15 protein-coding genes are annotated in these 17,306 nt (G+C 66.7%); all 15 read left to right on the top strand.

Going from position 1 to position 17,306, the window contains the following annotated elements; all coding sequences use genetic code 11:
* Window positions 1-8 precede the first annotated feature (8 nt).
* The 15 genes from ACWD4G_RS03815 to ACWD4G_RS03745 all read left to right on the top strand — a co-directional run bounded on the left by ACWD4G_RS03815 (window position 9) and on the right by ACWD4G_RS03745 (window position 17,299).
* The gene (locus tag ACWD4G_RS03815; RefSeq protein ID WP_451290573.1) at window positions 9-1,652 is read left to right on the top strand and encodes a terminase; all 1,644 of its coding nucleotides are present in this window, start codon (window positions 9-11) and stop codon (window positions 1,650-1,652) included.
* Between the two features lie 33 nt (window positions 1,653-1,685).
* Entirely contained in the window at window positions 1,686-3,113 is a 1,428-nt protein-coding gene (locus ACWD4G_RS03810) for a phage portal protein (RefSeq protein WP_451290572.1), read from the top strand.
* Window positions 3,113-4,150: a VG15 protein gene (locus ACWD4G_RS03805; RefSeq protein WP_451290571.1), complete on the top strand. Its 1,038-nt coding sequence runs from the start codon at window positions 3,113-3,115 to the stop codon at window positions 4,148-4,150. The genes ACWD4G_RS03810 and ACWD4G_RS03805 overlap by 1 nt, the downstream gene beginning before the upstream one ends.
* Window position 4,151: 1 nt before the next feature.
* Window positions 4,152-4,673 (top strand): hypothetical protein, encoded by a 522-nt coding sequence (locus tag ACWD4G_RS03800; protein WP_451290570.1) that lies wholly within the window; start codon window positions 4,152-4,154, stop codon window positions 4,671-4,673.
* Between the two features lie 78 nt (window positions 4,674-4,751).
* Entirely contained in the window at window positions 4,752-5,813 is a 1,062-nt protein-coding gene (locus ACWD4G_RS03795) for a hypothetical protein (RefSeq protein WP_451290569.1), read from the top strand.
* 76 nt (window positions 5,814-5,889) lie between these two features.
* Window positions 5,890-6,351 carry a hypothetical protein gene (locus ACWD4G_RS03790; protein WP_451290568.1) on the top strand — a complete coding sequence of 154 codons (462 nt, stop codon included), beginning with the start codon at window positions 5,890-5,892 and terminating at the stop codon, window positions 6,349-6,351.
* Window positions 6,348-6,683, top strand: a complete 336-nt coding sequence (locus tag ACWD4G_RS03785) for a phage head-tail adapter protein (protein ID WP_451290567.1) — start codon at window positions 6,348-6,350, stop codon at window positions 6,681-6,683. The genes ACWD4G_RS03790 and ACWD4G_RS03785 overlap by 4 nt, the downstream gene beginning before the upstream one ends.
* Window positions 6,683-7,066: a DUF5403 family protein gene (locus ACWD4G_RS03780; protein WP_451290566.1), complete on the top strand. Its 384-nt coding sequence runs from the start codon at window positions 6,683-6,685 to the stop codon at window positions 7,064-7,066. Before ACWD4G_RS03785 ends, ACWD4G_RS03780 begins: the two co-directional genes overlap by 1 nt.
* Window positions 7,066-7,560, top strand: coding sequence for a hypothetical protein (locus ACWD4G_RS03775; RefSeq protein ID WP_451290565.1), 495 nt, complete (start codon window positions 7,066-7,068; stop codon window positions 7,558-7,560). The genes ACWD4G_RS03780 and ACWD4G_RS03775 overlap by 1 nt, the downstream gene beginning before the upstream one ends.
* Before the next feature lie 75 nt (window positions 7,561-7,635).
* Entirely contained in the window at window positions 7,636-8,376 is a 741-nt protein-coding gene (locus ACWD4G_RS03770) for a phage tail tube protein (protein WP_451290564.1), read from the top strand.
* Window positions 8,377-8,484: 108 nt separating this feature from the next.
* A complete protein-coding gene (locus ACWD4G_RS03765; RefSeq protein ID WP_451290563.1) occupies window positions 8,485-8,823 on the top strand; it encodes a phage tail assembly protein in 339 nt (112 codons plus the stop codon).
* 146 nt (window positions 8,824-8,969) lie between these two features.
* Window positions 8,970-9,203, top strand: a complete 234-nt coding sequence (locus tag ACWD4G_RS03760; RefSeq protein ID WP_451290562.1) for a hypothetical protein — start codon at window positions 8,970-8,972, stop codon at window positions 9,201-9,203.
* A 4-nt stretch (window positions 9,204-9,207) separates the two neighbouring features.
* Window positions 9,208-13,986 (top strand): hypothetical protein, encoded by a 4,779-nt coding sequence (locus ACWD4G_RS03755; RefSeq protein WP_451290561.1) that lies wholly within the window; start codon window positions 9,208-9,210, stop codon window positions 13,984-13,986.
* Window positions 13,983-14,831 carry a phage distal tail protein gene (locus tag ACWD4G_RS03750; RefSeq protein WP_451290560.1) on the top strand — a complete coding sequence of 283 codons (849 nt, stop codon included), beginning with the start codon at window positions 13,983-13,985 and terminating at the stop codon, window positions 14,829-14,831. The genes ACWD4G_RS03755 and ACWD4G_RS03750 overlap by 4 nt, the downstream gene beginning before the upstream one ends.
* Window positions 14,831-17,299 carry a siphovirus ReqiPepy6 Gp37-like family protein gene (locus ACWD4G_RS03745; protein WP_451290559.1) on the top strand — a complete coding sequence of 823 codons (2,469 nt, stop codon included), beginning with the start codon at window positions 14,831-14,833 and terminating at the stop codon, window positions 17,297-17,299. Before ACWD4G_RS03750 ends, ACWD4G_RS03745 begins: the two co-directional genes overlap by 1 nt.
* Window positions 17,300-17,306: the final 7 nt, after the last annotated feature.

Raw genomic sequence — 17,306 nt, 5'->3', positions numbered from 1 at the left:
TGAGTCGCATGATGAAGGCTCCCCCGAAGCTGACCGACGAGGAGATCGACGCCCTCGAACCGGCCTTCCTGGGCCCCACATGGATGCGTGAGCCGGACGGGTCGTGGAAGCTCCCCGAGCGCACGCTCGGGTGGCAGATCGCCGGTTGGTGCGCCGAGTTCCTGAAGGCGGAGGACGGCGGGCCCTGGCGCTTCACGCGCGAACAACTCCGCTTCGTGCTCTGGTGGTACGCGGTCGACGAGAACGGCCGCTTCATCTACCGCAAGGGCGTGCTTCAGCGGCTCAAGGGCTGGGGCAAGGACCCCCTCTTGGCCGTGATCTCGCTCGTCGAGTTCGTCGGCCCCTCCCGGTTCTCGCACTGGGAGGACGGGCAACCGGTCGGAGTCCCGCACCCGCAAGCGTGGGTGCAGATCGCGGCCGTGTCGCGCGACCAGACACGCAACACGATGACGCTGATGCCGTCCCTGATGTCGGACAAGCTCATCGAGACGTACGGCATCAAAGCCGGGGCCGAGCTGATCCGCGCGAACGGCGGCCGGCAAAGACTCGAAGCAGTCACCAGCTCCTTCCGTGCATTGGAAGGCGGCCGAGTCACGTTCACGGTGCTCAACGAGACGCACCACTGGGTGACCGGCAACAACGGCGACCGCATGTACGAGACGATCGACGGCAACGCCACCAAGAAGGACAGCCGTTACCTCGCGATCACGAACGCCTACCTCCCTGGCGAGGACAGCGTCGCCGAGAAGATGCGCGAGGCGTACGAGAAGATCCTCGAAGGCCGGGCAGCCGACATCGGCTTCATGTACGACAGCATCGAGGCGCACCCTTCAACTCCTCTGACGCCCGAGGCTATTCGAATCGTCCTGCCGAAGATCCGCGGTGACGCGGTGTGGCTCCGGGTCGAGACGATCCTTCAGTCGATCCTCGACACGACCATCGCGCCCAGCCGCTCGCGGCGTATGTGGCTGAACCAGATCGTTGCGAGCGAGGACGCCCTCTTCGGCCCGGCCGAGTGGGATGTCCTGCGGGACGACGGCAAGCAGCTCCAGCCCGGCGACGAGATCACGCTCGGGTTCGACGGCGGCCTCCGCGACGACAGCACAGCCCTGGTGGCTCTGCGCGTCAGCGACATGTGCGCCTTCGTGCTCGGGCTGTGGGAGAAGCCGGACGGCCCGCAGGGGAAGGACTGGGAAGTCCCCCGCGATCAGGTCGACTCGGCCGTACACGATGCCTTCCGCTTGTTCGAGGTGCAGGGCATGTACGCCGACGTGGCGCTCTGGGAGTCCTACATCTCCGAGTGGTCGGAGACGTACGGCGAGGGCCTGGCCGTGAAGGCGCCCGGCAAGGACGCGATCGGCTGGGACATGCGCACCAGCCTGAAGGCGTCGACCCTTGCGAACGAGCGCCTCATGCGCACGATCTTCGATCGCAAGCTCACCCACGACGGCGACCTGAAGCTCCGCCGGCACGTGCTCAATGCACGGCGCCGGACGAACAACTACGGCGTGAGCTTCGGCAAGGAAAGCCGGGAGTCGCCAAAGAAGGTGGACGCCTACGCCGCGCTCATGTTGGCGCACGAGGCCCTGTTCGACCTTCGCGCCCGAGGCAAGAAGGTCCGCAAGCGGACCGGCCGAGGGTTCTTCCTGTAGCGGTGTAAACATGAGACCCAAGGGTGGTGAACCATGGCCGACCCCACGCCCGCCTCCCTGGCGGTGCAGCTCCTCGCCATCCTTGGCCGGGACAAAGACCGGCTGACCCGGATCGACAACTACCTACATGGCAAGCATGACGACCCGTACATGCCCGCCATGGCGGACGACGAGTACCGGCTCCTCGCGAAGCGCTCCATTTCGAACTGGACTCCGCTTCTGGTCAACACCCCGGCGCAGGCCCTCTACGTGGACGGCTACCGCGCGGGCGACGACGAGGGCAAGGGCTCGGCGACGGACCTCACCTCCCCGCAGTGGGAGCACTGGCAGCGGTCCCGCCTCGACGCCCGGCAGTCGGCCGTCTACAAGGGCGCCCTGACGTATGGGCACAGCTTCACCCTGACCGAGCGGGTCAAGGGCGTGGTCCTGACGAAGGGCCTGTCCGCGCTGCGGACGGCCGCCCTGTACGAGGACCCGGCGAACGACGACACCCCGTACGCGGCCCTGACCGTCACGTCCTGGCCGTCCGGCGAAACCGCCGGCACCGCCCGCATGTGGGACGGCCGCTTCGAGTATGCGGTCCGTTTCAAGTCCCTCGACGACGCGGACGGCGTGAAGGTCGGCAAGGGCAAGCGCCACGGCGCCTCGGAATGCCCGGTCACCCGCTTCGCCGCGTCGGTCGACCTTGAAGGTCGCACGGTCGGCGTGATCGAGCCGATGATCCCGCTCCAGAACCGCATCAACCAGACCATCTTCGACTTGCTCCTCGCCCAGTCGTACGGCAGCACGAAGGTGCGGACCGTCACGGGCATGGCTCCGCCGGTCCAGCGCGACCCGGAGACGGGCGAGGTCGTCTACGACGAGCAGGGCAACCCGATCCCCCTGCCGATCAACCACAACGCGAAGCGGTTCCTGTTCGCCGAGGACCCCGATGTTCGCTTCGGATCGCTGGACGAGACTCCGCTCGGCGGATTCATCGACAGCATCGACATGAGTATCCGGCACCTCAGCGCCGTGGCGCAGGTACCCCCTCACCATCTGCTCGGACAGATCGCCAACCTCTCGGCCGAAGCCTTGCAGGCCGCCGAGACGGCGCTGTCCCGCAAGATCCAGGAGTTCCGGACTGTGTTCGGTGAGGCGTGGGAGCGGGTGTTCAGGCTGGCCGCCGAGCTGGAAGGCGCGGCCGGTGTGGACGACTTCAAGGGCGAGGTCATCTGGCGCGACATGGAGCAGCGCTCCCTCGCGCAGGCCGCTGACGCCCTGGGCAAGCTGCGCGAGCAGCTCGGCATCCCGGCGAAGGGGCTGTGGAAGCGCGTCCCGAACGTCACGCAAACCGAGCTGGACGAGTGGGACGACCTCGCGGACGAGGAAGACTCGGTGGGTCAGCTCGCCTCCGCGCTCACGCGGGCGACCGCTGAGCCTGAGCCGGTCACCGCGGATTCGGTGGCGGTGGCCGCGTAATGGCACTGGCGAGGATGGCCGAGACCGACGAGGTTGCAGTCGCCTTCCACGTCGCACTGACGGAGATCGGGGCCAGGACCACAGCTGAGGCCCTGGCCCTGTGGCAGGACGTTCCGCCCGAGCGGCGGGCGGCTACGGCTGGGGCCTGGCTGCGTAAGGCGATCACGCTCGTCATGAGCAGACGCCGACAGAGCCGGGACCTCGCGCGGGCCTACTACCGGCTCGCCCGAGCGCTCCAGACCGGCACGACCGTTACCGACCCCTACCACCCCGAACCGTCGTACGTGACCCTGGCGGACCTGCGCAGGGAGTTCGCCGAACTGGCGGGTACCTACGAGCCGCCCACAGAACAGGGGGGCGAGGCCGCGACCGTCGATGACGGGGAAGCCTCGCCCGCCCGACAGGACGACGAAGACGAGGACGAGCCCGACTGGGAGCGAATCCTCGTCGAGGACCTGAACGGGTTGCGCGAGGACGAGGAGCGCATCGAGCGCGAGGCCGAAGCAGAACTTCGGATCGCGTTGGAAGCCCTCGGCACCGCCAACCTCGACCGCCGGCTGATTCTCGAAGACGCAGATCCCGACGAAGCTCACCGCCAGGCGGGCGCCCAGCAAGCCGCAGCCGCGTCCCGCGTCGCCATGAACGGTGCCCGGTCAACGAACTGGAACCACATGCGCCGGGACGGCCGGGCCCTCGGGTACGTGCGTCTGTCTCGCACGGGAACGCCGTGCGGCTGGTGCGCCATGTTGATCAGCCGGGGCCCGGTCTACAAGAGCCGCGAGTCCGCGCTGTTCAACGACGGCGACAAGTACCACGACAACTGCCACTGCTACGCGATGCCGATCTGGAATCGGGATCAGTACCAGTCGAGCGAACTGACCGCCCTCTCGCGGCAGTACGAGGCCCTCTGGCCGGAGGTCACGAAGGGCCACAGCGGAAAGGCCGCGGTGACCGTGTGGCGCCGCTTCATCCGCAGCAAGCAACGAGCCGCAGCCCAGGAGGCGCGGCAGTCCACTGACACAGCCCCGGAGGCGTGAAGTGCCCGAAGAGAAGCCTGACGAGACACCGACCGAGGAGAAGACCGGCGAGACTCCGCCCGGCCAGAAGCCGGACGACGAGCAGAAGCCGGACGACAAGGCCGGTGCCGGCGGCTCATCGGAAGACGAGCTGCCCGACTGGGCTCGCAAGGAGCTGGCCAAGGTCCGAGGCGAGGCGGCCGGTTACCGCACTCGACTGCGGGACGCCGAAACGAAGCTCTCCGGGGCCAAGAGCCCGGAGGAGGTCGAGGCCGCCATCGCCGAGGTGAAGGCGAAGAACGCGGAGCTGGAGCACTCGCTCGTCGTCGCGTCCGTGGCCCGGAAGTACGACCTCCCCGAGGAGCTGGCCGGGCGTCTGCGTGGCACGACTCCCGAGGAGCTGGAGGCTGACGCGAAGGCCCTTCAGGCACTCATCACCCCTGCCGCCCCGCCCGCTCTGGGTGGCGGCCTCACTCCGTCCGACGACGAGGACGACGGAGAGATGGACCCGCGCAAGCTCGCGCGGCGCACTCGGCGCTTCTAGCGCCCCCGATGAACCCCCTTACTCAACCCCCGTGCTGACTCGGCCGGGGGTTTCTTCATGCCCCCGGAGGTAACACTCTTGCCCACCCCTCAGCACCAGGTAGTCAAGCCGCAGAAGCTCGTCAATGCCGCAGTCGGCATGCTGGAGCAGGAACTCGTCATCCCGAACCTGTTCCAGAAGCAGGGTGTCGACCAGTTCAAGGGCGCCGAGAACGACACGATCTCGATGAAGGTCGAGGGAATCCTCCCGTTCCACGACTACGGGTGGAGGAACGACCGAACCTCGCCGATCGTCTTCGACGAGTACAGCGAGCGGACCATCGCTGTCACCTTCGGCGGCAACGTCTACTCGGCAGTCAAGCTGACCGACGAGCAGAACGACTTCGACATCGACAACTGGTCGAAGCTCCTGCGCCCGCAGTCCAAGGCGGTTGCTCGCGGTCTTCAGCGGCGGGCCGTCAACCTTCTGACGGGCCAGACCTACAACGCCGTCATCGGTAACGCCCAGCAGAACCTTCGCGGTGCGCTGATCGAGGCCCGCCGGGTCCTGAACGCCTTCCACGCGCCGAAGGAGGGTCGCTACCTCCTGGTCGGCACCGAGTTCGAGTCGGCGCTCCTGAACGACGACAAGCTCAACCTCGCGCAGAACGTTGGCGATTCCGAGGCCGAGACCGCGCTCCGTACCGCCACCATCGGCGAGCGCTTCGGCTTCCGCATCGTGGTCGACCAGACCATCCCCGCGGATGCCGCGTACGCCTTCGCGTCCTCGGCGTTCATCTTCCTGTCCGGCGCCCCGAGCGTTCCGCAGTCGGTTCCGTACGGCGCGACCACCTCGTTCGAGAACATCGCCCTGCGGTGGGTCCGCGACTACGACCCGCTCTACATGCAGGACCGTTCCGTCGTGAACACCTACGCGGGCTTCCGCTCCGTGACCGATGTCCTGGTCGGCTGGGACAAGGTGAACGAGAAGGAGATCGTCTCCACTCAGGAGCACTTCGTCCGGGGCATCAAGCTCACCCTCGACGGCGCCTCGAACTACCCGGCCGCCGCGTCCGAGCTGGCCACCATCACCGGCATCTCCGACGCGAAGGTCTGGACGCCGACCGGCATGAAGGCTGAGACCGACCCGGCCAACGCCTGATCGTGAACGGGGGGCCGCGTGACCTGGGGCAGACCGGGAGCGCGGCCCCCCGGCCTTTCGGAAAGGAGGTCGGGGCTTGGCTTACGCAACCCTCGACGAGCTGAAGGGCCGTCTCGATTGGGAGCTGGACGCGGACGAGGAGCGCATCGCCTCGGGGGCACTGACGGACGCTTCGGAACTTGCTGCCTCCTACGGCCGCGAGTGGCCCGAGGCCACGGTGCCCCGCCTGGTGAAGACCCTCGTCCTGAAGGCCGCCGCACGCTACGTGCGCAACCCCAACGGCTACACCCAGAGCCGGGCCGGTGACGAGACGCTGGCCTGGTCGGACGCTCACGGCCGAGACGCCGGCAGCGTGTACTTCACGCGAGACGAGATCCGTCTCCTCGAAGACCTCGCCGGGCGCAAGCGCGGCATCTACAGCGCGGCCGTCTCCGCCTGGGGAACAAAGCTCCCTGTACGAGACGCGGCCGGGCACGTACCCGTCGACTACAACGGCGACCCCTTCCCCATGTTCAGTGACGGGGTGAGCCCCTGGTGAGCGTCCAGCGCAGGCGCGGCCAGACCGCGACGGTATGGGCGACGAAGGAGTTCGTCGACAACCGGGGGAACACGGTCATCGCCGTGGACGAGGACAACCCGATCACGGTCAAGGCCGCCTTCATCCCGCAGCGGTCGGGCAAGGCCGAGGTTCCCGGTCAGCAGCAGATCAACGTGACGCGCATGATCGTGGACGCCCATGTCGAAGGCGTCACCCTGTGGTCCCGCGTCGAGTACCAGGGCCGCATGTGGGACATCGTGACGCCGCCCGCCTACCACCACGGCGACCGCCGCACACGGCACTGGTCGATCGACATACGGGAGCGGCCCTGATGGCAGAGATCGACGACACGGTGGGCGGCAAGAAGCTGGAGGAGTACATCGCCCGCATGCCCGGCGTACAGCGGACGCTCGACGAGGCCCGCTTCGAAGTCGCCGCGCGAGCCGAGGCTCTGCTACTCCAGCACCGCCAGGAAGGCCACGCCTCGATCGACGTCGAGGACGGCCGGATCGACAAGTACGTGATCCTCGACGACGAGCGAGGCAAGGACGCCGCCCTGTCGATCGAGTACGGCCGCGCGGAGTCGATCGTCGTCAAGACGCGTAAGGACGGCACGAAGTACCTCGACGTGATCCCCGCGTCCGAGGGTCTGTTCATCCTGGCTCGCGCCGCGAACCTCCCGAAGAAGCGGAAGGGGAAGGTGCACCTCGACTGATGGCAGGACTCCCCGACCACATCAAGGCCATGGCGGAGCTGTCTCCCGTCGAGGATCTCCTTCTCGCCGTACTGCGCGAGGGTCTGCCCGGAGTCCGGGTTAAGTCCCTCGTCGACCTGCACGAGAAGTTCCCCCTGGTCCTGGTCCGCCGCGACCCGACGTGGGGTGAGTGGCAGGGCGACACCCGCTTCACGGATGCGGCCCGCATCGTGATCAACACGTTCGCGCCTGACCCCAACGGGGACGAGGACGCGGCAATCCTGGGCGAGGCCGTCCGCGTCGTCATGCGCGACGCCTGGCTGAACCAAAAGGTGTATCCGCGTCTCGGCCACATCATCCGCGTGGACCTCAACTCCGCGCCGAGACGGGCAACGGACTGGGCGACCGCTACCGGCCCCGTCCAGTACGCCGACCTCCCCACGGGGATCTGGCGCTACGAGTCGATCTACGACGTGCAGATCCGCAAGCCGCGGATTCGCCCCTACACCCCCTAACAGTTCCCCTTCACGCAGGCCCGGCCCCTTCGGGGGTGCGGGCCTTTTGCGTGCGCGAGTAAGGATGCAGCCCCCTTGCCGATCAACGATGCAGCAACCCTTGTCGTCGGCTCCGGTAACTACCTGACGGCGCCCACGGGTACGTCCATGCCGGCGGATCTCCTGACCCCGGTCAGCCCGTGGCAGAACGTCGGTCACACCTCCCTCGAAGACATCTTCGGCATCACGTCCGAGGGTGGCGAGGCGACCACCATCGGGTCGCTTCAGAACAAGTCCCTGCGCACGAAGTACAGCGCGCGGACCGAGACCATGACGTTCACGCTCCAGCAGTTCGACACGGCCGCGCTGAAGCTGTACTTCGGCGCCAACGCGCCGATCCTGCCGGACGGTTCGGTCGGTGTCCCCACGGAGCCCGAGCCCACGCAGTCCGCCTTCCTGGCGGTCTTCATCGACGGCGACAACCACTTCGCCTTCTACGCCCCGCGCGCTGAGATTTACCGCGCGGACGACATGGCGATCTCCGATACGGAGTCGCTCGCCGGTCTGCCGCTCGGCGTGAAGCCGATGGCCTACGGCAACAACGTCTGGACGTACGCGATCACGCCTCTGGGCGGAACCCTCGCGACCGGCGCGACCGCTGGCAGCCCCGGCTCCTTCAGCCCGGCCGGTGCTGAGGCTCCCGACAACCTCGCCGCCATGTCCGGTGTCATCGCCACCCCGTCGAGCGCGTGGACCACCGGTCAGCACGTCGTTCTCGGCGACGCCTCGAAGGCGTACTGGAACGGCACTGCCTGGGTGGCTGGCCAGGCCGCCTGATGGCTCCCGGCGCGGGTGTGATGCGGACCCGCCCGCGCCGGGTCTCCCCCCTCTCTCTCAGGTCCGCAGCCCCCTTCCTGTCTTCTCACTCTGGAGGTCCGCACCCCCATGGCTTCTTTCTCCCTCGACGACATCCGCGCCGCCGCTGAGCGCAAGTACGGCTCGACCGACATCACCCTCGGCGAGGACACCGTTCGTCTGCTCAACCCGCTCCGCCTGCCGAAGGCCCGGCGTGACGCGCTCCTGGCCCTTCAGGAAGAGATGGGCAACGACGACGCCGACCAGGCCGAGCTTCTGGCCCAGGCCATCCGCACCATCGCGGAGTCGGAGAAGGCCGCCGACAAGCTCCTCGAAGCCGTGGACGGAGACCTCGCGATCCTCGCCGAAATCTTCGGCCACTACGGCGAGAGCACTCAGGTGGGGGAAGCCTCGGCCTCGCAGGGCTGATCGACGAATACGCGGAAGGGCTTTACCCGGATCTCCTCTTTCACTTCGGCGTCGATCTCGCCGAGGTAATCGAGGGCCGGGGGCCCTCTCCCGCGCTCGTCCTTCTGCTTGTGCAGAGGCTCCCCGACACCTCCCTCACTGTCGCTTTGGCGTCCGGCGGCCGTGAGCATTTCGGCTGGGGTCAGGACCGGCATATAGCCGCCGACCTGTTCGACGCCGTCAACCAAAACACCAGGGCAACCGGCCAATGGGGCAAGGGCAAGGCTCCCAAGATCCCTGCCTATCCGAGGCCGAAGGCGACCAAGGCCGAGAAGAAAAAGGACAAGGCCAAGAAGCCGCGGACCGTCGCGGAGATTTACAAGCACTTCCAGCGGAGGTAAGCCCGTGGCGTCGGAACCGAATATCGTCGGCCGGATCGCGGTCAAGGTCATGCCGGACACAACCGGCTTCAAGCAAGACCTGAAGACCAAGCTCGAAAAGATCGAGAACGATCTCGCGATCACGATCCGCACGAAGGCCGACGCTGCCGGCGCCCGCGCGGATGTCCTCGAAATCGTCCGGGACATCAACCGGGACAACAAGTCCACGGACTCTCGGAAGATCCGCTTCTACACGAAGCTCGACCTCACCGGCATGTCGGGCGAGGTCAAGAAGGCCGCCCAGGCGTACCAGCAGAGGGCGAACCAGCACCGCATCACCTTCCGGGCCTCTGGTCAGCAGATGATCAGCGAGGCCCGTCGCGTCCGCCAGGGCGCCGACGAGGAGCTGTCGGACCTGAGCATCGGGGTCAACCTCGACTCTCAGGCGTCGGTGTCCAAGGCGATATCGAAGGTCCGAGCCGCGCTCGACGAACTCGCCCAGACCGACATCGACATCGACATCAACGCCGACTCCCTGAACGCGGCCGTCGATCTGTTCGAGGACCGCCTCGGCGAGATCGCGCACATCAATCTGCGCGTCGACAAGGACTCGCAGTCCTCGGTGAAGTCGGCCATAGCGCAGATCGACCGCGAGCTGTCGGACCTTCGCGCCGTCGACATCAAGGTCAAGCTCGACGAGGCGTCACTCGAAGCAGAGAAGAAGCGGCTCGAAAAGCTACTCCGTCTGGAAATCGGCTTCAACCCCCGCTCGACGAATTCCGTCAAGGCCGCTATCGCGCGCATTGATGCCGAGTTGGAGAAGTTCAAGGAGATCGACCTCTCGGTCAAGATGGACGAGGCGTCTCTCCTGAAGGCTCGGGCGCGTCTCGAAAAGCATCTGACCCTTGACCTCAAGGTCGACAAGAAGTCGATGTCGTCCGTCGAGGCTGCGCTGAAGCAGATCGAAGACCAGCTCGAAGAAATGGGCCGGGAAGAGATCAAGGTCAAGATGGACAAGCGGTCCCTCCTGACCGCCCAGGCCGAGATGAAGGCCCTTCTCGGCGCCGAGATTCAGGCCAAGGTCACCGCGGATCGCGAGGCCGCGCAGAAGGCGCGCGACGAGATCCAGGCCCAGATGGACGAGATCAAGGTCCGGCCGAAGCTCGACGAGGAGATGGTCGCGCAGACGAAGCGGCAGCTCGAAGCCGCCTTTGAGCAGATGCAGGCCCTCAAGGCGAAGGTCACGCCCGAGCTGGACGCGATGGAGCGGCGCAAGGTCGAGCGCGAGATCGAGGATCTTCAGGACAAGATCAAGAAGCTGAAGTCGACGATCGAGCCCGAGGTCTCCCGTGCCGGCATCATGGCGACGATCGCGCACCTGGCGGCCCTCTCGCGGGACCGTGTGGTCGAGCTGATCCCACGCGTGAAGCTGTCGGCCGCTGCGGCGGCTACGGCCATGCTGCAAGCCCTGTCCGGGGCCCGCGTGCTGGGCGACATGTTCGAGCGCCTGGGCAACTCCATCAAGAACCTGGACCGCAACGCGCCGATCATCGGCACCATCGCGACTGCGATAGCGGGCCTGTCGGCGTGGGGTATCTCGGCGGCCTCGAACCTCTTCACGCTGGCCGCATCGCTCGCGCAGATCGGAGCAACGTCCCTCGCCCTGCCCGGAATTCTCGGCGGAATGGCGATCGGCGTTGGTGCCACCGTCGCCGCCTTCAAGGACTTCAACAAGGTTCTCCCTGGGGTCAAGGGGCAGCTCTCCGCGCTGCAAGACCTGATCAGCTCGAACTTCTGGGAGAAGGCCAAGGCTCCGATCAAGGACCTGATCGACACGCTTCTCCCCGAGCTGCGCGAAGGGTTCGGCAAGACTGCGACCCAGCTCGGCTCGTTCTTCGGTGGCTTCGCCACCTCCCTCAAGGGCGCTCTTGCCCCCGCGCTGGACGGCATGTTCGCCGACCTCTCGAAGTCGATCGAGATCGCGGCGGGCGGTACGAACCACTTCGCCAACATCATCAAGGTTCTCGGCGAGGTCGGTGCGGGCTACCTGCCCCAGCTCGCCCAGTGGTTCGTGGACGTTGCCGAGAAGGCGTCGGACTGGCTGAACCAGAAGGGCGAGTCCGGTCTCCGCGAGGAGATCGACGCCGGTATCCAGGCCCTCAAGGATCTCGGCGGTGTCATCTTCGAGACCGGCGGCATCTTCGCTGGCCTCGCCAGGGCGGCCCAGGCTGCCGGCGGCTCAACGCTCGGCATGATGCGCGACACCCTCGCGGGCATCCACGAGGCCGTCGACAGTAGCGGCGTTCAGTCCAAGCTCATCGGCCTGTTCACCGCAGCCCACGACGCCATGAGCAACATGGCCTCCGTTGGCGGCGAAGAGGTCAAGGCGTTCTTCGGGCAGTTCGTCGGGCTCCTGACTCAGGTCATGCCGCAGGTCGGCACGATCCTTGGTACGGCACTGGGCGGCATCGCTGCCGCGCTGAATCAGCCCGAGGTCTTTGCCGGCATCTACGCCCTCTTCGACGGCATCCAGGCCGCGGTGACCGCTCTCGCCCCGGCACTGGCCCCGCTGGGCCAGGCGTTCGGTGCACTGCTGACACTGGCCGGTTCGTTCCTGACGATGCTCGGCCCGCTGATCGCGGCCGTCCTGACGCCCCTCTCCGAGGCGTTCACGGCGCTGGCCCCCGCGATCGAGCCTCTGATCGGTCTTCTCGGCGAGGCCCTGGGCGGCGTCGTCGCCGCGCTGGCCCCGCTGATCACGACCGTGGTCGAGGCGCTCGTTCCCTTGATCAGTGCCCTGGTCGAGGGACTGGCCCCGATTATCCCGATCATCTCGGAAACGCTCGCCACGATGTCGGCTGCCCTTCAGCCGATTATCGAGATCCTCATGCAGATCCTCACGGCTGCGATTCTGCCGCTGATCCCTGTGGTTCAGTCGCTCGCCGCCGAGTTCCTGCCGAAGATCGGCGAAGCGTTCACCGCCGTCATGGAAGCGCTCAAGCCGTTCCTTGATGCGCTCCTCGCGATCGTCGATTTCCTGATGCCGATCTTGGCGCCCGCCATCGAGTTCATCGCCGGGCTTTTCCTTGACTCGCTCGTCATGGCGATTCAGGGCGTGGCCGATGTCCTCACCGGCTTGAAGGACATCTTCGTCGGCGTCTGGGATTTCATCGTCGGCTACTTCAAGACGATCATCGGCGTCTTCGTCGGCCTGATCACGGGCGACTGGGGCATGGCCCTCGACGGCCTGAAGCAGATGTGGAACGGAGTAAAGGGCTTCCTCTCTGGCCTCTGGGACACCATCAAGGGCCTCTTCATGGTGTTCCTGAACATCGGAATCCTGGGCGTCGGCAAGAAGCTCCTGACCGCGATCAAGGGCCTCTGGGACAACTCGTGGAACGCCGTGAAGACGGCGGCCATCAACGTCTGGAATGCGACGAAGACCAACTTCGCCAACTTCATGACGGCCCTGAAGAACGCTCCGGGCGCGGCCTTGCAGGCGATCATCAAGTTCTTCGGCGAGACCTGGACGAAAATCAAGTCCGAGGCGGGTACCGCCTGGGAAGCGGTCAAGAAGATTTTCTCCCAGAAGATCGACGACTGCGTGAAGTTCGTCAAGGATCTACCGAAGAACGTCAAGCAGATATTCAGCGACGCTAAGAATCTGCTCGTCGACGCCGGTAAGAAGATCATCACCGGTCTGATCGACGGTCTGAAGTCGATGTTCAGCTCGGTCAAGAGCACGCTCGGCGACCTGACGAGCAAGCTCACCGACTGGAAGGGTCCGGCTCCCAAGGACGCCAAACTCCTTTACGACGCCGGTCGGCTGATCATCTCGGGTCTGATCAAGGGCCTGGAGTCCCAGTACGACAACGTCAAGAAGTCGCTCAACGAGCTAACGGCGAAGATCCCGAAGAACGCCTCCAAGGGTCTGAAGGACCGGATCGCCAAGGACCGCACCAAGCTCCTCCAGTTGGCCGCCCAGTGGGAGGCCGGGGCGAAGAAGCTGAAGGCGGCTCAGGAGAAGCTCGACAAGCTCCGCGAGGAGATGTCGGACTACGCGAAGCAGGTTCGCGAGCGGGTCATCGACACGGGCGACGTGACGAAGGTCAAGGACGCCTCGTTCGAGACGATCTCGAACTCCCTGAAGAACGCGGTCGAGCAGGCCAAGCGGTTCGCGACTGTGCTCGCGAAGCTCAAGAAGCTCGGGCTGAACCAGACCACGTTCGATCAGATCGCCATGGCCGGACCAGAGGCCGGACTCGCGGCTGCCGAGGCCATCGCCAACGCTGGCGCCTCCGGCGTCTCGGAGGTCAACGACCTTCAGAAGGAGCTGGAGAAGTACGCCACGAAGGCCGGGTCCACCGCAGCGCACTACATGTACGACGCGGGGATTCAGGCAGCCGAGGGCCTCGTCAAGGGCCTCGAAGCGCAGCAGGACGCGATCGAGAAGCAGATGCTCAAGATCGCCGACGCCATGGTGAAGGCGATCAAGAAGGCGCTGGACATCCACAGTCCGAGCCGCCTGTTCCGCAAGCTCGGCAACTTCGTCGGCAAGGGCTTCGGTCTCGGCGTCGAGGACCAGCAAGGGCGCGTCGAACGCGCGACCAACACCCTCGCGGCGAGCGCAGTTTCGGGCGCGTCCCGGCAGGTCACGGCCGCTGTCTCTGGCGGCCTGTCGACGTCTGGCTCCGGCCAGTCGGTGACGAAGGTTCTCAACTACTACGCAGGGTCCGGAAGCTCCCTCTCGTCCGAGGAGGAGCTGTTCGCGGCTGCCTCGCGGGCAAGGATGGTCGGCTGGTGAAGCTGGAACTGAGTTCGGCCTCGGACAGGCTCAGCCTGGACGGGTTCGAGACTGGGGGATCGGGGTTTCAGGCCCTCGCCGGGATAACCGGCCTGGGCCTGCCCCAGCTCTCCGTTCAGTGGCTCGAAGGCGCGGGGGACGGCGCCGCCTACCGTGGGCGGCGCGTCCTCCCCCGTGACATCGACATACCCCTCGACATCGTGGGGCGGGACAGGGCGCACCTGTCCGAGCTGGTGACCCGCCTCGCGCGGGTCCTGGCGGACGAGAGCGGCCTGACTCTGACGTACATCGACAACGCGGGCGGGCGCTGGTCGACGCCGGTCGCATGGAGCGGTGGTGGCGCGATAGACGCGGGCGCCGGCACACGGGACGTGCAGACCGTCATCACCCTGCGGGCCCCGTCCCCGTACTTCCTCGCCGAGGCCGCCCAGACAGTCACGATCGGCGGGTCCACGGCAGGCGCCTTCTTGTCGTCGATGTCGTCCATGCCGCTCGCCTCGTCGCAGGCGATCGGCTCCGTGCAGCTCTCCAACGAGGGCGACGTGAACGCCTATCCCGTGTGGGAGGTGACCGGACCGGGCGACAACTTCAAGGCGATCAGCCCCACCGGCAAGACGCTGCACTGGACCGGCACGCTTACGGCCGGGCAAAAGCTGATCGTCGACATGGGCGCCGGCACTGTGCAAGACGGGACCGGCGCGAACCGGTACACGTCGCTGGCCACGGCCCCGCAATTCTGGTCGATCGCCCCCGGCATCTCGACTGCGACGACTTCTCTCCTCAACACCACGTCCGCTTCCAAGGTCGTGTGCTCGTGGCGTCCTCGTAAGTGGGTGGTGATCTAGTGAGGCAAGAGGATCTCCTCGTCGAGGTGCGCGACAAGACCCTGACGCGCATCGGCGCCATCCCTGCGGATCTCCTGACAATGGACGCGGAAGACGTGCACAACAACGTCGGGACGTGGAAGCTCCAGATCAACGCGGAGCATCCGCTCGCCGCCGTCCTGTCCACGCCTGGCGCGGGCATCATCGTCACCGGCCCCACGGACGTTCTGTTCTCGGGACCGGTGACGAAGACGGAGACCGCCGTCACCGCGACCGACCCTCTCGGCACGCTGACCGTCGAGGGTGTGGACGACACGATCATCCTGGCGGACATGCTCGCCTGGCCCGAGCCGTCCAATGGTGACCCCGCGACGCAGATCCGCGCCTACGACGACCGGACCGACACGGCCGAGTCGCTCATGCACTACTACGTCAACGCGAACTGCGGGCCGAGCGCCCCAGCCAACCGGCGCCGGGCCGGGCTCATCATGGGCACGAACGGCGCACGGGGCTCGATCCTCAGCAAGGCCGCCCGCTTCCAGCAGCTCGGCGAGCTGTGCAAGGAACTGGCCGAGCCTGCGGGCCTCGGCTTCCGCATCGTCCAGCGGGGCTCGAACCTCGTCTTCGAGACGTACGCGGTCGCCGACCGCACGAAGGAAGCCCGCCTCGGCGTCGTGAACAACACGCTCGCGGGCCAGCGGGTGTCGGTGTCGACGCCGGCAAAAACTCGAGTAATCGTTGGCGGCGACGGGGACGGTTCGAACCGCCTTTTCGTCGGCGTCGACAACGCGGACTCCGTTGCGGCCGAGACGGACTGGGGCCGCCGCATCGAGAGCTTCATCGACGAGCGCTCCTCGACCGACACGGCCGAGCTGACACAGAAGGGCACGGAGGCCCTCGCCGATGGCGGCACAACCGTCAAGGCGGCGCAGGCGGTACCGATGGAGGACAGCGCGCTCGACTTCGGCCGCGACTGGTTCCTCGGCGACAAGGTGTCCGTCATCGTCGGCGGCTCGGAGATGGCGGCCGTCGTCACGGGCATGGTCCTGAAGGTCGACTCGGACGGCTATCGGCTCGGCGCCACCCTGGGCGACCCGACCCCGCTCTCTCCCCAGGCGGCTGCCGCCTCCGCGCAGAAGGACTTGGAGTCGCGAGTCTCCTCGCTGGAGCGCACGGCGGAAGCTACCCCGCCCGGCCCCCGCGTCATCGAGCCTGGCGGCATCACGCAGGCGACGCCGCCCACGAGTTACCCGCAGGGCGAGGCCACCGAGTTCTATCTGAGCGCCACCGCTGCCACGCAGGGCGGGTGGGACTTCGCCGGTAAGTGGGGGTACGTCACCACCCGTGTCTGGTCTGGCGGCGATGCGACGCAGACGTGGCGCCGGGTGCACGCGAACACCACCCCGCATGAAATGTGGGTGCGCGGCGGCAACACGAGCGGCTGGTCCCCCTGGCGGCAGGTCACCTTCGACAATGCGCTCACCGCGGCGAACTACACGCAAGCCTCGCTTCCGACCGCATACCCGCACGGTGACTCGTGGGTGACGCTGGACACGACGCAGGCGAGTGCGGGCGGCTGGTCCTTTGCGAGCGCCGGGTACGGCGTCCTGCGCATCTTCCGCAATCCCACCGGCACGTTCGCGCATCAGCGCTGGAGCCGGTTGAGCGTCGCAGACGGCACCCAGGAGTGGGAGCGCAGCGGAAGCGACGCGGACGGCTGGGGCCCCTGGCGGCACATCGGGTTCGACCATCAGTTGATTCCGACGGACTACACCCAAAGCTCCCTGCCAAGCGCCTACCCGGCGGGCGTGTCCACGCTGACGATGAACGAGACGCAAGCCGCTGCCGGCGGATGGTCCTTCGGTAACGGGGGCAAGTACGGCACGGTGCGGACGGTCCGTCCGGTCGGCAGCACCTACGCCCACCAGACGTGGCTACGGCTCAGCCCAACCACGGTCGAGCAGTGGTCGCGTACGGGCAACGACGCGGCGGGCTGGACGGCTTGGCGCACCTCGGCCTTCAACGAGAAGGCCGCGAAGGGCGTCCTCGCTATGCAGACGCTCGCTACCTCGTCGTACATCGGTGACACGGCGACCCTGATCTACAGCCAGCAGTTCACGGCCGAGGCGGGCCGTTGTTACAAGGTCGTCCTCCGGATCGCGGCCGTCGACACGGACGGCACGGGCGATAACGCCAGCCTCCGCTACGCGAAGCAGGGCGCGTACACCACCGTTCGGTGGGCGGCCGGTTCGACGGTCACGACAACGAGTTCCCTCGTCGCCGACGCCTTCAGCACGACCTTCGATGACGACTCGAACACGGCGACCGGCCTCGACATCAACTGCTACATCAACAACCCCCCGGCCGGACTGATCACGGTCGGCGTCACGCTCAACACTCGTCGTGCCGCTGCGACGTACGGCATGGTCCGCTACCTGCCGGGCTCCCTGTCGCAACTGGTGATCGAGGACGCGGGCGCGGCCATCTAAGGAGTTC

The sequence above is a fragment of the Streptomyces sp. NPDC002643 genome (genome assembly GCF_053592555.1).
This window is presented reverse-complemented; position numbering and strand designations above follow the sequence as displayed.